The 17,856-nt window shown below is 47.7% G+C and carries 15 protein-coding genes, 1 tRNA gene and 2 pseudogenes; 9 read left to right on the plus strand and 9 right to left on the minus strand.

All coding sequences use genetic code 11. From position 1 onward, the window contains the following. Window positions 1-12: 12 nt before the first annotated feature. The 3 genes from dnaK to pabB all read left to right on the plus strand — a co-directional run bounded on the left by dnaK (window position 13) and on the right by pabB (window position 5,171). Window positions 13-1,947, plus strand: a complete 1,935-nt coding sequence (dnaK, locus tag MPB2EB_RS00520; RefSeq protein WP_185181953.1) for a molecular chaperone DnaK — start codon at window positions 13-15, stop codon at window positions 1,945-1,947. A 134-nt stretch (window positions 1,948-2,081) separates the two neighbouring features. After that, the gene (gene dnaJ / locus MPB2EB_RS00525; protein ID WP_185181954.1) at window positions 2,082-3,203 is read left to right on the plus strand and encodes a molecular chaperone DnaJ; all 1,122 of its coding nucleotides are present in this window, start codon (window positions 2,082-2,084) and stop codon (window positions 3,201-3,203) included. Between the two features lie 78 nt (window positions 3,204-3,281). After that, window positions 3,282-5,171, plus strand: coding sequence for an aminodeoxychorismate synthase component I (pabB, locus tag MPB2EB_RS00530; RefSeq protein ID WP_185181955.1), 1,890 nt, complete (start codon window positions 3,282-3,284; stop codon window positions 5,169-5,171). 3 nt (window positions 5,172-5,174) lie between these two features. Here the strand turns inward: pabB and MPB2EB_RS00535 are convergent, their stop codons facing one another. Further along, complete coding sequence (locus MPB2EB_RS00535; RefSeq protein ID WP_185181956.1) at window positions 5,175-5,582, minus strand: hypothetical protein; 408 nt, start codon at window positions 5,580-5,582, stop codon at window positions 5,175-5,177. A gap of 973 nt (window positions 5,583-6,555) precedes the next feature. Further along, window positions 6,556-6,632, minus strand: a tRNA-Met gene (locus MPB2EB_RS00540). Between the two features lie 456 nt (window positions 6,633-7,088). Here MPB2EB_RS00540 and MPB2EB_RS08585 point away from each other — a divergent pair. The 3 genes from MPB2EB_RS08585 (at window position 7,089) to MPB2EB_RS00555 (ending at window position 8,965) form a co-directional block, all read left to right on the plus strand. Then, entirely contained in the window at window positions 7,089-7,388 is a 300-nt protein-coding gene (locus tag MPB2EB_RS08585; RefSeq protein WP_185181957.1) for an IS3 family transposase, read from the plus strand. Between the two features lie 90 nt (window positions 7,389-7,478). Beyond that, window positions 7,479-7,655, plus strand: a complete 177-nt coding sequence (locus MPB2EB_RS00550; RefSeq protein WP_185181958.1) for a hypothetical protein — start codon at window positions 7,479-7,481, stop codon at window positions 7,653-7,655. Window positions 7,656-7,891: 236 nt separating this feature from the next. Beyond that, window positions 7,892-8,965 carry a hypothetical protein gene (locus MPB2EB_RS00555; RefSeq protein ID WP_185181959.1) on the plus strand — a complete coding sequence of 358 codons (1,074 nt, stop codon included), beginning with the start codon at window positions 7,892-7,894 and terminating at the stop codon, window positions 8,963-8,965. Window positions 8,966-9,491: 526 nt separating this feature from the next. Here MPB2EB_RS00555 and MPB2EB_RS00560 read toward each other — a convergent pair. The 3 genes from MPB2EB_RS00560 to thiL are packed head-to-tail and all read right to left on the minus strand — an operon-like array spanning window position 9,492 to window position 11,544. Next, entirely contained in the window at window positions 9,492-9,992 is a 501-nt protein-coding gene (locus MPB2EB_RS00560; RefSeq protein WP_185181960.1) for a CinA family protein, read from the minus strand. A 27-nt stretch (window positions 9,993-10,019) separates the two neighbouring features. Then, on the minus strand, window positions 10,020-10,562 hold the full coding sequence (locus tag MPB2EB_RS00565; protein ID WP_232534493.1) for a phosphatidylglycerophosphatase A: 543 nt from the start codon (window positions 10,560-10,562) through the stop codon (window positions 10,020-10,022). Beyond that, window positions 10,552-11,544, minus strand: a complete 993-nt coding sequence (gene thiL / locus MPB2EB_RS00570; protein ID WP_185181961.1) for a thiamine-phosphate kinase — start codon at window positions 11,542-11,544, stop codon at window positions 10,552-10,554. Before thiL ends, MPB2EB_RS00565 begins: the two co-directional genes overlap by 11 nt. 77 nt (window positions 11,545-11,621) lie before the next feature. On the opposite strand from thiL, the gene MPB2EB_RS00575 reads away from it, so the two are divergent. Then, the gene (locus MPB2EB_RS00575; protein WP_185181962.1) at window positions 11,622-13,928 is read left to right on the plus strand and encodes an NADP-dependent malic enzyme; all 2,307 of its coding nucleotides are present in this window, start codon (window positions 11,622-11,624) and stop codon (window positions 13,926-13,928) included. Between the two features lie 275 nt (window positions 13,929-14,203). Further along, a complete protein-coding gene (locus MPB2EB_RS00580; protein ID WP_185182600.1) occupies window positions 14,204-14,764 on the plus strand; it encodes a barstar family protein in 561 nt (186 codons plus the stop codon). Here MPB2EB_RS00580 and MPB2EB_RS00585 read toward each other — a convergent pair. From MPB2EB_RS00585 to rsxB, 4 genes and pseudogenes are all read right to left on the minus strand, one after another. Further along, window positions 14,741-15,499, minus strand: a complete 759-nt coding sequence (locus MPB2EB_RS00585) for a 16S rRNA (uracil(1498)-N(3))-methyltransferase (RefSeq protein ID WP_185181963.1) — start codon at window positions 15,497-15,499, stop codon at window positions 14,741-14,743. The two genes, MPB2EB_RS00580 and MPB2EB_RS00585, sit on opposite strands and share 24 nt — an antisense overlap. 41 nt (window positions 15,500-15,540) lie before the next feature. Then, window positions 15,541-15,966, minus strand: a complete 426-nt coding sequence (locus MPB2EB_RS00590) for a DUF1841 family protein (RefSeq protein ID WP_185181964.1) — start codon at window positions 15,964-15,966, stop codon at window positions 15,541-15,543. Between the two features lie 110 nt (window positions 15,967-16,076). Further along, window positions 16,077-16,703, minus strand: a pseudogene (nth, locus tag MPB2EB_RS00595) (endonuclease III); the annotation flags it as partial. A gap of 14 nt (window positions 16,704-16,717) precedes the next feature. Then, window positions 16,718-17,383 (minus strand): annotated as a pseudogene (rsxB, locus tag MPB2EB_RS00600) (electron transport complex subunit RsxB); the annotation flags it as partial. A gap of 114 nt (window positions 17,384-17,497) precedes the next feature. Here rsxB and MPB2EB_RS00605 point away from each other — a divergent pair. Continuing rightward, window positions 17,498-17,803: a hypothetical protein gene (locus MPB2EB_RS00605; RefSeq protein WP_185181966.1), complete on the plus strand. Its 306-nt coding sequence runs from the start codon at window positions 17,498-17,500 to the stop codon at window positions 17,801-17,803. Window positions 17,804-17,856 lie beyond the last annotated feature (53 nt).

Below are 17,856 nucleotides of genomic sequence, written 5' to 3' on the forward strand. Positions count from 1 at the left end.
TAGGAGAATTAAATGGGTAAAGTTATCGGGATTGATCTGGGTACGACGAACTCTTGTGTTGCCGTGACTGAAGGCAATCAGGTTAAAGTGATTGAAAATTCAGAAGGCGCTCGCACGACGCCTTCGATCATCGCTTATATGGAAGATGGCGAAATTTTTGTCGGTGCACCCGCTAAACGGCAGGCTGTAACCAATCCGCGCAATACACTTTTTGCAGTTAAGCGCTTGATTGGGCGGCGCTTCGAAGAAAAAGAGGTGCAAAAAGACATTAGCTTGATGCCATATAAAATCCTCAAAGCAGATAATGGCGATGCTTGGGTTGAAGCGCAGAAGCAAAAGCTTGCGCCGCCCCAAGTTTTGGCTGAAGTGCTGCGCAAAATGAAAAAAACGGCCGAAGATTATCTAGGCGAACCCGTCACGGAGGCCGTCATAACCGTACCGGCGTATTTTAATGACAGTCAGCGCCAAGCAACCAAAGATGCAGGCCGTATTGCTGGGCTTGAAGTCAAGCGCATCATCAACGAGCCTACTGCGGCAGCGCTCGCTTTTGGGTTGGACAAAAAAGAAAAAGGGGATCGCAAGATCGCCGTTTATGACTTGGGTGGCGGCACCTTTGATGTATCGATCATTGAAATCGCTGATGTTGATGGCGAAATGCAATTTGAAGTTCTATCGACCAATGGTGATACCTTCCTCGGTGGCGAAGACTTTGATCAACGTATTATCGATTACATTATTGGCGAGTTTAAGAAAGAGCAGGGCGTCGATCTGTCAAAAGATGTGTTGGCGTTGCAGCGCTTAAAAGAAGCTGCCGAAAAAGCTAAAATTGAACTCTCGAGCCTGCAACAAACCGAGATCAACCTACCTTATATTACGGCGGATGCGAGTGGGCCAAAGCATCTGAATATGAAGATTACCCGCGCTAAGCTGGAAGCCTTGGTTGAAGAGTTGATTACGCGTACGATTGAGCCCTGCCGTACCGCGATTAAAGATGCGGGAGTGAACGTAAGCGAAATTCATGACGTTATTTTGGTTGGCGGCATGACACGCATGCCCAAAGTGCAAGAAAAAGTCAAAGAATTTTTCGGCAAAGAACCACGCCGTGACGTTAATCCGGATGAAGCTGTGGCGGTGGGCGCAGCGATTCAAGGGCAAGTACTGTCAGGCGATCGTACCGACGTGCTGTTGCTTGACGTGACACCGCTCTCACTTGGGATTGAAACGCTGGGTGGTGTGATGACCAAGATGATTAAAAAGAACACGACGATCCCAACCAAATACTCACAAGTGTTTTCAACCGCGGACGACAATCAGCCGGCCGTCACCATTAAAGTGTTCCAGGGCGAGCGCGAAATGGCTACGGCGAATAAACTGCTGGGCGAGTTTAACCTTGAAGGAATTGCTCCCGCGCCGCGTGGCTTGCCGCAAATCGAAGTGACTTTCGATATCGACGCTAATGGGATTTTGCATGTGTCGGCCAAAGATAAAGCAACCGGCAAAGAAAATAAAGTCACGATCAAAGCCAATTCAGGTCTATCCGAAGCTGAAATCGAACAAATGGTGAAAGATGCCGAAGCGAATGCCGAGGAAGACCATAAACTACGCGAGTTAGCGGATACCCGTAATCAAGGTGATGCATTAGTGCATAGCACTAAGAAAGCGTTGACTGAGCACGGCGATAAGCTGGACGCGGCTGAGAAAACCAGCATTGAAGATGCGTCAAAAGCGCTGGAAGAGGCGCTCAAGCGTGGTGATGCAGATAAAGCTGAACTCGATACAAAAATTGAAGCGCTGGCTCAAGCATCACAAAAACTTGGCGAAAAAATGTACGCTAATATGCAAGCTGATGCAGCGGCAGCCGAGCCAGCTAGCGCGGCTGAGGCGGCAACCGGTGGCGCGCAAGAAGACGTCGTCGATGCTGACTTCAAGGAAGTTAAGAAAAATTAGGCGGACTGAAATGGTGCATGCTTAGAAGTGAGTTTTGCACAAACAATGCCTGGTGAGCCTTGGCGCTCACCAGGCAAATTTTATTTGTAGACATGGAGCTGTTCGCTAAAACTGTGAGTGAACATTGAATCAATATGGCGAAACGGAATTACTACGACGTTTTGGGCGTTGCCAAAAATGCAAGCGACGATGACATTAAAAAGGCATATCGTAAGCTGGCGATGAAATATCATCCGGACCGCAACCCGGATAATAAAGAATCAGAAGCGCATTTCAAAGAGGTTAAAGAAGCCTATGAAATGCTCTCGGATTCACAAAAACGTGCAGCCTACGACCAATACGGCCATGCTGGAGTAGATCCTAATATGAACGGGGGGGCGCAAGGTTTTGGCGGCTTCGCGGAGGCTTTTGGTGATATTTTTGGCGACATTTTCGGCGGTGGGCAGCGTGGGCCGGCGGGCGCTTCGCGTGTGTATCGGGGCGCTGATTTACGTTATGGCATGGAAATTACGCTTGAACAGGCTGCGCGCGGCTATGAGACCCAAATTCGGGTGCCCGCCTGGGAGTCATGCACAACGTGTAGTGGCTCAGGCGCCGCCGCAGGCACTCAGCCGCAGACCTGTCCCGGTTGCTCAGGCTCAGGTACCGTGCGGATGTCACAAGGGTTTTTCAGCATTCAGCAGACCTGTCCTAAATGTCATGGTAGCGGCAGTTATATCGCGCAGCCATGCGGCTCTTGCCACGGCGCTGGCAAGATCAAGAAAAATAAGACATTAGCCGTCAATATCCCCGCCGGAATTAACGATGGAATGCGGATTCGCTCCGCCGGTAATGGTGAACCTGGTTTGAATGGCGGGCCGCCGGGGGACTTATATGTAGAAATTCATGTCAAGCCGCACTCTGTGTTTGAGCGCGATGGCGATGATTTACATTGCCAGATGCCGATCCCGTTTACCTCCGCGGCGCTTGGTGGGGATATAGAGGTCCCTACTCTGCACGGACGAGCGAGCTTTAACGTGCCAGAAGGTACGCAGCCAGGGAAAACTTTCCGCTTGCGCGGTAAAGGCATTAAAGGCGTGCGCTCTAATATACCGGGCGATCTTTATGTGCATGTGCAAGTTGAAACGCCCGTTAAACTCACTGATGCACAACGTACATTGCTAAAGCAATTTGAGCAATCACTGGCAGATGGGGGCGAACGGCATAACCCGCAAAGTAAAGGCTGGTTTGATCGAGTGAAAAGTTTTTTTGAGTAAATCTGCAACCTTAGCGTTGCGCGGCAATTTAAATTTCAAATCAAGCTGAGGCGCTAAGGATCATTTTCAATTGAAATCATGGCAATCGCGGAATTCATAAATCCTGATTGCTTTGCTTTGCTGGATGATTGCAATGCAAGCGAGGTAGCTCCTACAAGTCGTTTGTATACGGATTTAGCGTACCAACGCATATGCACGGATATAGCAGATTGGGAGCGCGTGTGTAGCGCAATAGACGCTGACCTGTGCGCTGGGTTGCACGGGGTGATATTGGCCGACTATGAATGGGGCGTGCAGGCGCAACTTAAGCCAAAAGAGGGCGCGGTGTCGGGCGCTGGCGACTCAAATGCGCCATCGTTTCGTTTTTTGTTGTTTCACGAATGTGTGCATTTATCTCGCCATGAAGTTGATGCATGGCTTGTCATGCGTGATGCCGCTGCTCCTGAGCCAGGCATTGCAGGTATTGCCGAGGTTTGCCCAAGCGTGCATCAGGCGAATTTTGACCAGGCGTTTTCTTCTATTCAAGCGGCCTTAAGTGCGGGCGATGCATATCAAATCAATTACACGTATCGGCTGCACTTCAGCACTTTTGGTTCGCCTATAAGTTTGTACCGGCGCTTACGCGCGCGGCAACCGGTGCCTTATGGCGCACTTATAGCATTACCGAATGAGCGCTGGGTTCTTTCCTGTTCTCCCGAGCTTTTTCTGCGTCACCAAGCAGGAAAAATCACTGCGCAGCCGATGAAAGGCACCGCGGCACGTAGTGCGGAGAACTTGGCTGATGCCAATGCGGCGGCTAGGTTAGCGTCTGATCCAAAAACTTGCGCAGAAAATCTCATGATTGTTGATTTACTGCGTAATGACATTAGCCGTATCGCTCAAACAGGCTCAGTGCAGGTGCCCGAGCTATTTTCCGTTGAGCCACACGCAACCGTCTGGCAAATGACCTCGACGGTGACTGCGCAGTTACGTGCGGAGGTTAACTTCGCTGCGGTTATGCGCGCCCTTTTTCCATCTGGCTCGATTACCGGCGCGCCCAAATATCGTGCGATGCAATTGATTGGCCAGCTTGAAAATACGCAACGCGGTTTATACACTGGGGCGATCGGTTGGCTCGACACACCTTCACTTTCTGCGTCATCCACACCAACGTGCGGGGACTTTTGCCTCTCGGTCGCCATTCGTACCTTAACCTTAGATGCGTGTCGCGTTGACCGCCTGCGTGAGGGCTGTTTAGGGATCGGGGCAGGCATCGTATACGATAGCGTGGCAGCGCAAGAATCCGCTGAATGCGCCTTAAAAGCTCATTTTTTAACGGGAATGGACCCAGGTTTTGCACTCATCGAAACCATGTATGCAACGCGCGAACACGGCGTGCGTTATCTTGAGCGACATTGGGAGCGCTTGTATAAAACGGCTTCTTATTTTGGTTTTAAGTGGGACATAAACGTGTTGTGTGTGGCGCTTGATGCAGCAATTGCGAGTTTGCCCGCAGGCTCGGCGCACCGGTTGCGGGTTACTTTAGATAAATTCGGTAAGGTTGAAATAACCCATATGCCCTTTGTTCCGCTGAGGCAACCGGTTCACTTACGGCTTGCCTCAGCTATGGGTTATGCGCCGGTAGTGGCTGAAGATATGTGGCTACGTTATAAAACGACAGTGCGTGGAAATTATGCGCAAGCTCAGGCTGAGGCGCAACGCCTGAGCGTATTTGATTTGTTATTTTGTAATACACGCGGAGAGATCACTGAAGGGGCGCGCAGTAACGCTTTTATTAAATTAAAAGGTCGCTGGTTGACTCCACCGGTTGCAAGCGGACTTTTGCCGGGCATCATGCGTGCGGTATTGCTTGACGATGCGAGCTGGGGGGCAACTGAGTGTGTGTTAACACGTGCTGACTTGTATGCAGCAGAAAAAATTATGGTTTGTAATGCGCTGCATGGAGTATTGGAAGCGAAGTTGGCTTAGCTTTCATAGCCTGAAATGCCGTAATGCGTTGTTAGTCCAAGGTAGATGAAGGGCGCTTCGCACATCTTCACGCAAGAGTCCTAAAATTCCACTTAAATCTATATTTTTATTCACTACAAATTCTTCCATAAATTTATCTACAGCAGTGATCAGCTCTTCTGAGCCAAAAATCTGAATATCTGCTATCGCAGATTCAACATTGGCTATTTGATTTTCTGTCAATTTTCCTCGGGTAGAGGCGGATTCGAGTTTCCGATAAGCATCGAGTAAATAATCAGTAATAAGATCACGTTGTTTATTTTTACGATCTCTAAGAATTTTGAGTTGATATGTCACAATCCATCCTGCAATAGCAATTAATCCAGCGATTGAATGTTGGTATTTTACTAGTATTTCAACAAAATCATTCATCTGCTTCCTTGAGCTAAATCATAATGATATTTATAGCTCCAAAATCTATAATAGGCAAGATAAATGGCCTCTTGCGATCAATTCCATAGTGGAATAAAGATCTAGAGGGTAATGGCTAGCCAAATTTAATAAAAATCACTCTCCATTCTCGATAGCTCTGGCGTAACACTAATTCGCTAAAAACGTGACTGGTTCCCGGCCAAGATCGCCTTTGCTAGAGAAATGCGTTAGGTTAAAAGGCAAAATTACAGAGCAACCGGCAAAAGCCTAGAGGCAGTGCTCAACGTATCATGCGAAAACCAGGTACCAAAGAAAGACGGTGCTTTCTATGGATGCGGATACGGTAGTCGAGCGTAGTGCTAGAGTTCAAATAATCGAGTATAAAATCCCAACTGATAACAGTTTTCATTTTGATGCTAAAATTGAGACTGGCGAGAATATTCTTATGAGGCAGGAGAAATATTAAAATAAATAGAATTAACTGACCGTTTGGCTATATATGAGAATGGCAATGAAACCTTGTTCTCAGGGATGTCAGCGGAGAATTTAGCTTGCGTCTTAAAGAATACTGGATTAAAGGAAATCGGTATCCTTGAACTAAAATTTTGCAATATAGGAAGAAGTGAAATTTTTTAGACGATCTTAAAAGGCAGTTTGTCACTAATGGTATTAGTGCTAGTTATATTTCTGATCCTATGGGTTATATAGCAGATACCAGAGTGTCGATAAGAATATTCAACTATGCCTTGAATATGACCTTCCTTGTCTTAATTCCCAAAAGATGCCGGCGGCGTACCCGAAACGTTCCGTTTGCGGGCGGTCAAAGGGAATGTAGATATTGCTTTTCCTGGTACAGGGTATGATCTTCCTTGACCTAAGGATTAGATATTTGAATATAAATTAGCAACACGGCGTAGCTACAACCAGCGCTTAAAAAAGAAAAGGCTTACAGCAGTGTAAGCCTTATAAATACTGGTGGCGAATCAGGGATTCGAACCCCGGACCTGCGGATTATGATTCCGTCGCTCTAACCGACTGAGCTAATTCGCCAAGATTTCGGATTATAGCAAAGATTCCAAGCAATTTGTAGGAGGAGCTGCGCTCATCGCCCGAAAAAACGGAAAGGCCGAATTGATACATATGAGCAATAAGTGCTCCAGCACATGTGGGATAAGCATCTGTCATATCGCGAAACGGCTGCGTACTTTGATATTCGCAGTTCAAGTTACATAGGGAAGTGCCTGTATCATGTAGGGGATAGAGGCCCTATCTCCTTTCAAAAGAGGAGGGCCTCCAATACATGTGAGGCAGAGCACCCAAGGCTGGAAATAATGAGACGCTCATTCGAGAGCAGTTGCTCGGGGAGTTAAATTATTTACGTATGGAGAATGCGTATCTAAAAAATCTAGAAGCCTTAATTCAAGTGAGCAAAAAATCAGCAAAATACAAATAGGGCTTGAATTAAGGCAACAGTATCTGATAACGGGCCTGCTCAAAGTAGCCGGTTTGGCACGTAGTACTTTCTATTACCAACTGAATGGATCTCAGAAAAGCGATAAACACACAACGCTCAAAGAGAAGATTCAAACTATTTTTGCCTACCACAAAGAGCGATATGGTTATCCTCGGATTACAAGTGCTATTAGGCAGAAGATTTGTCTCGTTAATCATACACCCAGATCAAGGTTGGCAATAAAATGGCTGCCTATCGCAAGGCGCTCGTGCAAAGGCGTTACACAAAGTGTGCCGCGCGACTATGGAAAATTGATTCGCTCCAATAAAATCGGAATTCTCTTATCTGAATAAGTTTCGCAATATTGATGAAGTATAGGCAGGTTTAAGTGATTATTTAGAACGTATTAAATTCGGATTGAATGGGCTGAGCCTCGTATAATATTGACTACGGTCACAGCTTTTTTATTCTTGGCTAATTTGCCATCCAATTTTTTGGGGGCAGTTCATTCGAAAGTGGGGCTGAATTTACAAGCCATTTCTGACTTTACCCGCGCAGACGCAGTCTTCGTCACCTTGGCCTCCTATGAGTTGGACCGTGATCTGACGCCAGGCAAATAAATCTCTTTGCGTCGTTCTTCAGCAATTTTCAGATCGAATTTGATGATGAGTATTGTAATAGTTATATCAATAAGGTATAGTTTCTCTGAGTTAATGTGAGAGTCAATGCAGGCGCCTGATTTTTATTGCATGAAAATTTATCACTGAAATATAGTATCAAAGATTTAATATACAGTCTATGCTGTAACATTGCAGAGGCCACTTTCTCTATCAAATTATCATTTGGAACAAACATCATGCTCCCAATTGGATCTAGTAATTATATTCCACGGACTCCCTCAGTTGCCCGAGATGAATTGGCATATTCTGCCGAAACAAATCCTGGGGAGGCTGTAAATACAGAAAAGAATAATAGAAAACTAGACCCGAGGACACTACAATCCCCTTTATATAAGTCTACTTTTCCGATGGAAATTTGGGACGGGGTTATGAATTATTGTGTGCAGGCAAAAGAATTTACCAATAGTGAGTTACTTGCATTTAGAGTTTTGAATAGCACGTTCAAATCCACCTTTGAAAGAAATTTTGATGTCAGTGAACATATGGCGAAAGAGAGGCTTCTAGCGTGTTCTAATGAGATTAGCAATATTAAAAATAAAGGATTAGAAAATGAGGGATTTGAGATTGAAATTAAGAAGGCTCTAAGCAAGACTGCTTTTATAGATGTGCAGTTTTATGGTGGCGACTTAGATATGGCGGGCTCTATTGTCCCTTATAATATAGATAAGGCAAATATATTGCTTAATGCTATTGCGGAGCAGAGAGATGTGTCCGTTATATCGCTAAATGCTGCGAAGCAGTTTGCTAATAATCCAAAATATTTTGTTGATACATTAGTCGATTTTTTGAATGAAAATCAAAATTTAATATCTATTGAAAATTTAGATATTTCTTATAATCAAATTAACAGTGCTCATATGCAAGAATTAATTCCTGCATTAGTGGGTAGGTTGATTAATCGTATTTCAATGTCTGGAACTTTAAATCCTGAAGAAGCAAGTAAGGTGGCGGATACCTTAGTTGAGTATTTTCCAAAAATGCACATTTTGGAAGTTTCTATGGAGCTCTTCTCTTTTTCAGAGAGGGATATGGTTCGATTGATTAAGAATTCACCAGAAGGATTGACGCATTTGGAACTTGGATTTAATAATATTGATGAAGGCTGCGCAATCAATATATTAAATGAATTGAAAGAAACAGAGGTTCAAGTTCTAGACTTGACTAGCAATCGTGTGCCAGAAGATTTCTTAACTAGGAATAATATCACGCCAGTGAATAAAAAGGGTTCGATTATTAAGGTTGATTGTTGATTAGTTGAATTGATTGATAAAGCTCCACTGATTGATTTAATGATGCCAGCATTAATGGGAGGGACCTCCCTGCCTTCTAAATTGATGAATTTAGAAGGGTGATTTTTACGGAGGCCCTTATGAATACAGTAGTGCTGATAGGAATTGATTGAGGTAAGGTATCGTTTCATTCACGGGCAAGATAAAGTAGTTGGCTTGCAATTTTTAAAAAGACCATAGTGATAGAAAGAAGCGCGCGCAGGGGTACACCACATGGTCCGCAAACGGGTAGAGTTTGGACGAAGTTAAACTCATTTCCGTAGTTTGTATGTCTCTTTGTCAAAGGCAACAAGTATGACTGCAGTCGCCAAAGTAATTTTTGTGAGGGAGCCTCAAAACCTTCAATGCGGCTTTAGACAGAATTTGCAACAAACATTATCTGCCTTGCATCGAGTATGCGAAGCGCTGACAAAGACAGGACTCAGGCAATTAGTCAGAGTCATGACTATTGGTAAGCTGAATCCTTTAAAGAAATTTTGAATAGGCTTTAGACTTCTTGTTCGTCTAGTAACTTCAACACACCACGTAATGCGTGAATTGCCGCGAGTAGGCGAATTTGCTGGCGCTCGCCTTTGAATAGCAACATTTCACTGGTGGTATGAAGGCGGTTGCTCCAGGCAAAATGCACGGTGCCAACGGGTTTGCGCTCAGTTGCGCCACCAGGTCCAGCAATGCCTGTGACGGCGACGGCAATTTGAGCGCGGCTATTGCGTAGTGCGCCCTCGGCCATGGCGCGAGCAACCGGTTCGCTGACTGCACCATATCGTTCTATCAGTTCAGTGGGCACCCCAATCATTTCAGCTTTTGATTGGTTGGAATAGGTGATAAAGCCGCGTTCAAACCATTGGCTGCTGCCAGAAATTTCTGTAACTGCAGCGGCTACGAGCCCGCCTGTGCAGGACTCTGCGGTAGCGAGCAAAAGCCGTTCAGCTCGTAGTTGGTTGCCAACCCGAATCGCAAGTTGATGAATAACGCTGTCTGTTTCCATGAAGAAATGGCCAGTTATAAATAGAGCTCAAAAAGAGGTTAAGCGTGCCCATATCGCAAAAGTAAGCAAAGTACAGAGCGCAGCTATGATGTCATCTAGCATGATACCGAAGCCACCTTTAACGTGCTGATCAAAATAGCGAATGGGGGGTGGCTTGACCATATCGAAAAATCGAAAAATTAAGAAAGCGGCCAATTGCATTCCAAAGGAGGCGGGCATGATAAATAGGAGCACTAACCAAAAAGCGACCGTTTCATCCCAATTCACGGCGCTGGGGTCTGACATATTGAGTGCCTTCGCTGTGTAGGCGCAAGCTGGAATGCCGACTAAAAACCCCAGGCAAATCAATGCTAACCAATGCTCTAGCGTAAGATACCGATGCAGCGCAACAAATGATAACCATCCTAATAACGTGCCCAAGGTGCCAGGCATAATGGGCGAGAGTCCGCTGCCTAGGCCAAGCGACAGCATATGGGCCGGATGTGAAAATAAAAAACGCACAGTCAGCCGTTGGCCCGGTTTTTTAGAGTGGGCCTGATGGTTGATGTTGGTTGAGGTCTTAGGGTGCATGAGAGGCAAAATGGTCAAATCCACGCAATGGCGTAGGCAACGGGATATGATTGGCGGTACGCCAGATAATTTGCGCCTTAGATGGATCAAAGGCAGTTATTGTACCGATACGAGTGAGCGGTAAGCTCAGCTTTTTTTCGAGTGCGGTAATCGCGGTGCGGGCCTTGAGGGGCGCGGTAAAGCATAATTCATAGTCATCGCCGCCGCTGAGCGCGCAGTGTTGTTGTATGGCAAGCGGTTGCTTTTTTAAAATGGCGGAACGCGGCAGTTGTTCAACTTCAACCACAGCATTAACTTTAGAGCGTTTGACCAGGTGCATTAAGTCACCGGCGAGACCATCTGATAAGTCAAGGGCGGCATGGGCTATATCTATTAACGCCTGGCCTAAGGGGATGCGCGGTTGTGGCCATTCAAGCGCGCGCTGCACCACAAGCCAATCGCGAGAGTCAAGAGTCCACTCTTGACGGAGGACGCCTAGTGCGAGGCGGGCATCGCCTAACATGCCTGAGACCCAAATGTCGTCGCCCTCGCAAGCTGCGGCGCGAGTGAGTGCGCGTCCGTGTTTGACTTCGCCAAATACAGTGAGACAAAGATTCAGTGGGCCCGCTGTCGTATCACCGCCAATCAATTCACAATCGTATTGATCTGCTAACGCGAATAAGCCTTCACTAAACGGGGCGAGCCACTGGGCGCGCGCCTCGGGTAACGCTAGAGCCAGGGTAAAGGCGCGTGGAGTGGCGCCCATCGCAGCAAGATCAGATAAGTTCACAGCGAGTGCCTTGTGCCCCAGCCCACGCGGATCTGTATCTGCAAAAAAATGACGGCCTGCAACTAACATGTCAGTCGAGATAGCTAACTGATGGCCCAAAGCCGGGTTAAGCAGCGCGCAATCGTCCCCTACGCCGAGCATAATCCCTGGCGTATGGTGGGTTGGGCGGGAGCGCGTAAAGAAGCGCTCGATAACATCAAATTCAGTTAGCATGAGAAAAGTGAAGAATAGCGCTAAAATGCGGGTTAAGAATCCTGAATTAGGACTTTATTCAAATAATTGGCTCTTTCATGTCGACTCCATACAACAGTAAACTGCGCGAAGCCGCGCTCGATTATCACGAATTTCCCGTCCCCGGAAAAATTTCTGTCACGCCTACCAAGCAAATGCTGAATCAACGTGATTTGGCCCTGGCTTATTCGCCAGGAGTGGCTGCTGCATGTGAAGAAATTAAAGCGAATCCGCTTAACGCTGCGCGCTTTACTGCGCGTAGCAATCTCGTTGGGGTTGTGACCAATGGCACGGCTGTATTGGGTTTAGGCGACATTGGTCCGCTTGCTTCTAAACCTGTTATGGAAGGTAAGGCGGTTCTCTTTAAAAAATTTGCTGGGATTGATGTTTTTGATATTGAGATCAACGAAAAAGATCCATTAAAACTGGTTGAGATCATTGCTGCACTTGAGCCTACTTTTGGGGGTATTAATCTCGAAGATGTGAAAGCGCCGGATTGTTTTATTGTCGAGCGTGAATGCCGGAAACGGATGCAAATCCCAGTTTTTCATGATGATCAACATGGTACGGCCATTGTGGTTGCGGCGGCGATTATTAATGGGCTTAGAGTGGTCGGCAAAAAAATCAGCGACATCAAATTGGTCACTTCTGGCGCGGGCGCGGCGGCACTGGCTTGTCTGGATCTGCTGGTGGACCTTGGCTTGCCGCTCAAGAATATTTGGGTTACCGATCTTGCTGGCGTAGTGTACCAAGGTCGAGTGGAGCTTATGGATCCAGATAAGGCGCGTTTTGCTCAAGCGACTGAAGCGCGTACTTTGGCTGAGGTGATGAATCAAGCTGATATTTTTCTGGGGTTGTCAGCCGCCGGTGTCCTGCAAGCGGAAATGGTCAAACATATGGCGTCACAGCCATTGATTTTGGCGTTAGCTAATCCTACCCCAGAAATTTTGCCCGAGCTGGCGTTAGCTGCGCGCCCTGACGCTATCTTGGCGACCGGACGCACGGATTATCCTAATCAAGTCAACAATGTTCTCTGTTTTCCATTCATTTTCAGAGGCGCGCTCGACGTTGGCGCCACCACCATCACTCGTGAAATGGAGATTGCCGCGGTCGACGCGTTGGCTGAGCTGGCTCGACAAGAGCAGAGCGATATTGTGGCAAGTGCTTACGGGATCCAAGACCTATCGTTTGGGGCGCAATATCTAATTCCGAAGCCATTTGATCCACGTTTAATTGTAAAAATCGCACCTGCCGTAGCCCGCGCAGCAATGGTGGCTGGTGTGGCCACGCGGCCAATTGAAGATATGGATGCTTATCAGCAGCATCTGCAGCAATTTGTATACCATAGTGGCACTCTTATGAAGCCGGTTTTTGCGGTTGCCCGCAGCACGGCCGCGAATAAAAAACGGATTGTATTTTGTGAGGGCGAAGAAGAGCGGATTTTGCGCGCGGTGCAAATTATTGTCGATGAAAAAATTGCTTACCCAATTTTAGTGGGGCGGCCTGCAGTGATTCAGCAGCGACTCACACGCTATGGATTGCGTTTAACTCCTGGACAAGATTGTACTATCGTTAACCCAGAGCATGACGAACGTTATCGTGACTATTGGCAGACTTATTATAAAAAGATGGCGCGCAAAGGTATTACCGAGCAACTTGCCAAAGTCGAAATGCGCCGGCGCACGACATTAATTGGTTCGATGTTGGTGCATAAAGGTGAAGCCGATGGCATGATTTGCGGCACGATTAGCACCACGCATCGTCATTTGCATTTTATTGATCAGGTCATCGGCAAACGCCCAGAGTGCTCAGTGTATGCGGCGATGAACGGTCTAATTTTGCCTGGTCGGCAGATTTTTCTGGTGGATACGCATGTTAATGTGGATCCAACTCCTAGCCAACTCGCAGAAATTACTTTAATGGCGGCAGAGGAGGTTTCTCGGTTTGGCATTAAACCTAAAATTGCACTGCTTTCGCATTCTAATTTTGGCTCAAGTCATGCACCTTCTGCGCAGAAGATGCGCGAAGTCTTGGCAATTTTGCAGGAACGTGCTCCTGAGCTAGATGTGGATGGTGAAATGCATGGCGACTGTGCGCTGGATGAGCGTTTACGCCGCGAAATTTTGCCGGACTCGACTTTTCGTGGGGAGGCGAATTTATTGGTGTTGCCAAATATTGACGCCGCCAATATTTCCTACAATCTGCTAAAAACCACGGCGGGTAACAATATTGCGATTGGCCCTATTTTGCTTGGGGCGGCTAAGCCAGTTCATATTTTAACTGAATCGGCTACGGTGCGGCGGATTATTAATATGGCTGCGCTAGTCGTCGCAGACGTAGTTGCGGCTAGCCGCGAAGTGGGTTAGTGTTGATTCTGGCCCCTAATAACGTTACTCTTATGCTTTTAACGGCAATTGAAATTGCATTTCATCTATTGGCGCGAAAAAATTCAACGCCATAATGGAAGGATCCTTTTTCTTTTAACAGAAGAGAATACTAAAAGGTCGAATCTTGCTTGACGAAGTGTCAAGGACGCAAAAGAGAGTGATGCGCAAGTTTTTTACAGCACTTGGCATTCATTAGCAGTGATTCACCGCATAAGGATGAAGTCGATATTCAAGCGCATAATGGAATCAATCGTATGAGCGACAACTTTATGGCTTATGACACGCATGTTGTGGGTGGCTTGTCTGGGCGAGGCGCTAATCCGTTTCAATATATTTTGTCGAGCCGCCAGAGCATTGTTTGTAGTGAGCCCTTGTCCGATCAAGCTAACCTGTGTCTTTTTAAGAACGTGCGCCCTAATATTGTGCAGTCAATTCGCGCATTTCGGGTGCTTGATTTAGCGCAAGAAGCGAAGCGGCTAGATCAGCATTTTCTGTATGCATCCTGTTCTGATGTGCAAACGAAAGCGGAGCTGTTGAGCACGATCACGGCTTCATTTCTGCTGCCTAAGCAGGAGAGTAAGAATTATGATGCGTTGTATGACAATTTAACGGAACTGATTCGTAAAGCTGGCCCGCAGCCTGGCTTCGTGGTTGTGCTCGAAGGGCTGCCCGCCACGCAAAAATTTGATAAAGAAGCGCGCGAGACGCTACTTGATGTCTTTCGAGAGGCGGCGGAATTTTGGGCTAAATGCGATGTTGATTTTCGAGTGTTTTTCTCGTTTGCCTTATCCTCAGCTACTCCAGCGTATAGCTAAGCCAGCCAGCGCCGCAATGCCGGCTGTTTCGGTCCGCAATATGCGAGGCCCGAGAGACAGCTCAAGAAAGCCATGAGCTGCCGCTATGTGTTCTTCCTCTGTCGTGAGGCCGCCTTCAGGGCCGATCAGAATGATCATGGGTTCGCTAGGAGGCGTGGCTGGTAGCGTCTGAAAACTGCGCGTGGCGCGGGGCGACAGTATAAATCGGGTCGCCTCATTGGTTGACGTGAAGGGGGGCAGCGCATTGAGCCAAGCTGTGAACTCAACGGGCGCATCAACCATGGGTGGTCGGTTTCGGCCGCATTGCTCGCAGGCAGCGTGCACGAGGGCCTGCCAGTGGTGATGGCGCCGTGTTGCACGTTCCCCGACTAGCCGTACGACGCTTTTTGCGGTCGCGATGGGAACGATCTGGTGCACGCCTAATTCAACCGCTTTTTCAATCAACCAGTCCATTTTATCGCCAGCGGCAATGCCTTGCGCAAGGATCAATTGATAGGGGGGCTCGGTATTTTGTAGGCTCTCTGTATCGGTCGCGCTGACTTGCGCGCCGAGCTGTTTTTTATCGATCGCTAACAGGGTGGCTTTAAATGCGCCGCCTGTGCCGTTGAATAAAATAATTGGGTCGCCTGCAGCTAAGCGCAAGACACGCATATGGCGGGCCACGTCATCGGGTAAGCGGATGGATGTGCCAGCGGCAAGCGGCATTGCGACAAAGAAGCGAGGTATAGTGGGCATGGGAAATTCGATCTTTTGCGCGCGTGAAAAAAGTCTAGATTTTATGAGGCCTGCCGCTTAATGCAGGCAAGATAAGCTGTGGAATCTAGAGGTGCTTGGTTGCGCTGCGCTTGCCATAAGGTTTCTCCGAGACACTCCATAATACTGTGGTGGGCGGCATGCATGGTCCCCAATTTGATGACAAGTCGCTCATAGGCTGCGCGAATGCCTGGCGGCTGGTCGATGGAGAGCTGCTCGTTGATGGCAAGATGCATCGATAAATGCAAAAATGGGTTGGTTTGACCTTGCTCTGGAAGGTAGGATTGATGTTGTGCATCAGCCGCAGAAAGTAGCGCGTGATATTCAGGGTGCTCGCTAATCCAGTGGGCCGCCATATTCTCAAGAGGGGTGAGCAGCGCTCCGGTAGATTGTTTGCGCCAGGTTTCGCAAAAAAATTGGCGGACTTCCGTTTGACTTGGGTTAAACATGGGCCTGTTTTATTCTGCAATCAAAATTAATTTTAACTCTTTGCGATTCGATTTATCTTTACTCGGGGTTGCCGAGCGGAGGCTTTAATCGCTAAATCCGGGGCTGTTAGGGTCTTGGTTTTATATTCACATAAAGGTTCAATAATACAATGCCAGCATTCTGGGCGGCGCGCTTTACAGACATAACGGCCGTGTAAAATTAACCAGTGATGAGCATCTTGCTGGAATTCTTTGGGCGTATATTTCTCAAGCGCAGCTTCCACGACGCGTACATCTTTGCCTGGCGCTAAACCGGTGCGATTCGCCACCCGGAAAATATGCGTATCGACGGCAATGGTGGGCTGACCAAAAGCCGTGTTTAAAACCACATTTGCCGTTTTTCGGCCTACGCCAGGGAGCGATTCAAGCGCTTCCCGTTGAGCCGGAACCTGGCCAGCATACTGCTCAACTAACATTTTACAGGTTGCCATTAGATTTTTTGCCTTGGTGCGAAACAGGCCAATGGTTTTGATATAGTGAATCACACCTGCTTCACCCAGCTCCAATAGAGTTTGGGGTGTATTGGCGACCTTAAACATCTGGCGCGTCGCTTTATTGACAGAAATATCCGTTGCTTGCGCTGAGAGTATGACCGCAATCAATAATTCAAACGGTGTTTTATATTCAAGCTCAGTCGTCGGGTGTGGGTTCAGACTTTGCAGTGCCTCATAGATGGCGCGGCGTTTGGCTAGGTTCATGAGTTTTTTGCTGCTTCTTTCTTTTGGCGCGCGCGCTCAAGCGCGGCTTGAATAATTGCGCGTTTTTGCGCAGCGATTGGGCTTGCTAATTGGGCGGTGGTCTGACGGGTGCTTATGCGCGCTTCGAGTTGTGTTTGTTCACGCGCTTTTCGTGCGCGCTGTAACTGATGGCGTGTGCGCGCCGTAGCGGCAGCTTCTTGTGACCATGCACGCCAACCCGTGGCCGTTCCTGTGATGGGTTGCATTGTAATGCAGTCGACTGGGCAGGGGGCAACGCATAGATCGCAGCCCGTACATAGCGCCGCTACCACCGTGTGCATTTGTTTGGGGGCTCCAATAATCGCGTCGACCGGACAAGCTTGGATACAGAGCGTGCAGCCGATACAAATGTTTTCATCAATCGTGGCTAATGGGCGAGGTCGTTCGACGCCATTGACTGGATTTAACGGAATCACGGGCCGGTTTAATAACGCGGCGAGCCGCTGAATCCCTTCTAAGCCGCCTGGAGGGCACTGATTGTAATGTGCTAAGCCGTGTGCGACAGCTTCAGCATACGGGCGGCAGCCAGCATAGCCGCATTTAGTGCACTGTGTTTGCGGCAGCAGATCTTCGATTGAATCGGCAAGAGTTTGGGCGTGCGTCACGGGAAAAAATGGCAGGAAATTGGGTAGAACGCACATCATAACTAAAATTGTCATTTGCAACAAAAAGTGATTTTTGTTGGACGGTTTAAGATTTCTCTATATATTGCAAAAATATACGCTCAGTTGGAGTTGAAGGTTGAGGAAGTGCAAATGAAAAAGCTATTTCTAAGGACGGTTGCTGTCGCATTTTTAGTCAGTGCTGCAACTGTAGCCAAGGCCGGCGTGTCGGTCAATATTGGCATTGGCGGGCCGGTTGCGGTAGAGCCGGTGATGCCTATTTATGCGCCGCCGCCGGCTTATATTTCTCGCCCCGCTTATTATTACGGAGCGCAGATTTATGCTCCGCCAAGCGCGGTTTATTATGGTCCGTCTCCTGTTTACGATAGTCATCGCGATGACTATCGGGGTTGGGGGGGCTATGGGTGGCGCGAGCATCGCCGTGGCCGCCATTATTGATTGGGGCGCAAGGTAGGCTTAGAGTTTGGTTCTCTTATTTTTGTGCCTGGCAG

This window comes from Mycoavidus sp. B2-EB (assembly GCF_014218255.1).
Taxonomy (GTDB): Bacteria; Pseudomonadota; Gammaproteobacteria; order Burkholderiales; family Burkholderiaceae; genus Mycoavidus.

Excerpts from the sequence above, each read along its gene's own strand:
- dnaK (WP_185181953.1), top strand. The coding sequence starts at position 13 with ATGGGTAAAGTTATCGGGATTGATCTGGGTACGACGAACTCTTGTGTT.
- MPB2EB_RS00575 (WP_185181962.1), top strand. The coding sequence starts at position 11,622 with ATGTCGACTCCATACAACAGTAAACTGCGCGAAGCCGCGCTCGATTAT.
- MPB2EB_RS00560 (WP_185181960.1), bottom strand. The coding sequence starts at position 9,992 with ATGGAAACAGACAGCGTTATTCATCAACTTGCGATTCGGGTTGGCAAC.
- thiL (WP_185181961.1), bottom strand. The coding sequence starts at position 11,544 with ATGCTAACTGAATTTGATGTTATCGAGCGCTTCTTTACGCGCTCCCGC.
- dnaJ (WP_185181954.1), top strand. The coding sequence starts at position 2,082 with ATGGCGAAACGGAATTACTACGACGTTTTGGGCGTTGCCAAAAATGCA.
- MPB2EB_RS00605 (WP_185181966.1), top strand. The coding sequence starts at position 17,498 with ATGAAAAAGCTATTTCTAAGGACGGTTGCTGTCGCATTTTTAGTCAGT.
- MPB2EB_RS00585 (WP_185181963.1), bottom strand. The coding sequence starts at position 15,499 with ATGCCCACTATACCTCGCTTCTTTGTCGCAATGCCGCTTGCCGCTGGC.
- MPB2EB_RS00590 (WP_185181964.1), bottom strand. The coding sequence starts at position 15,966 with ATGTTTAACCCAAGTCAAACGGAAGTCCGCCAATTTTTTTGCGAAACC.
- MPB2EB_RS00565 (WP_232534493.1), bottom strand. The coding sequence starts at position 10,562 with ATGCACCCTAAGACCTCAACCAACATCAACCATCAGGCCCACTCTAAA.
- MPB2EB_RS00555 (WP_185181959.1), top strand. The coding sequence starts at position 7,892 with ATGCTCCCAATTGGATCTAGTAATTATATTCCACGGACTCCCTCAGTT.
- MPB2EB_RS00580 (WP_185182600.1), top strand. The coding sequence starts at position 14,204 with ATGAGCGACAACTTTATGGCTTATGACACGCATGTTGTGGGTGGCTTG.
- MPB2EB_RS00535 (WP_185181956.1), bottom strand. The coding sequence starts at position 5,582 with ATGAATGATTTTGTTGAAATACTAGTAAAATACCAACATTCAATCGCT.
- pabB (WP_185181955.1), top strand. The coding sequence starts at position 3,282 with ATGGCAATCGCGGAATTCATAAATCCTGATTGCTTTGCTTTGCTGGAT.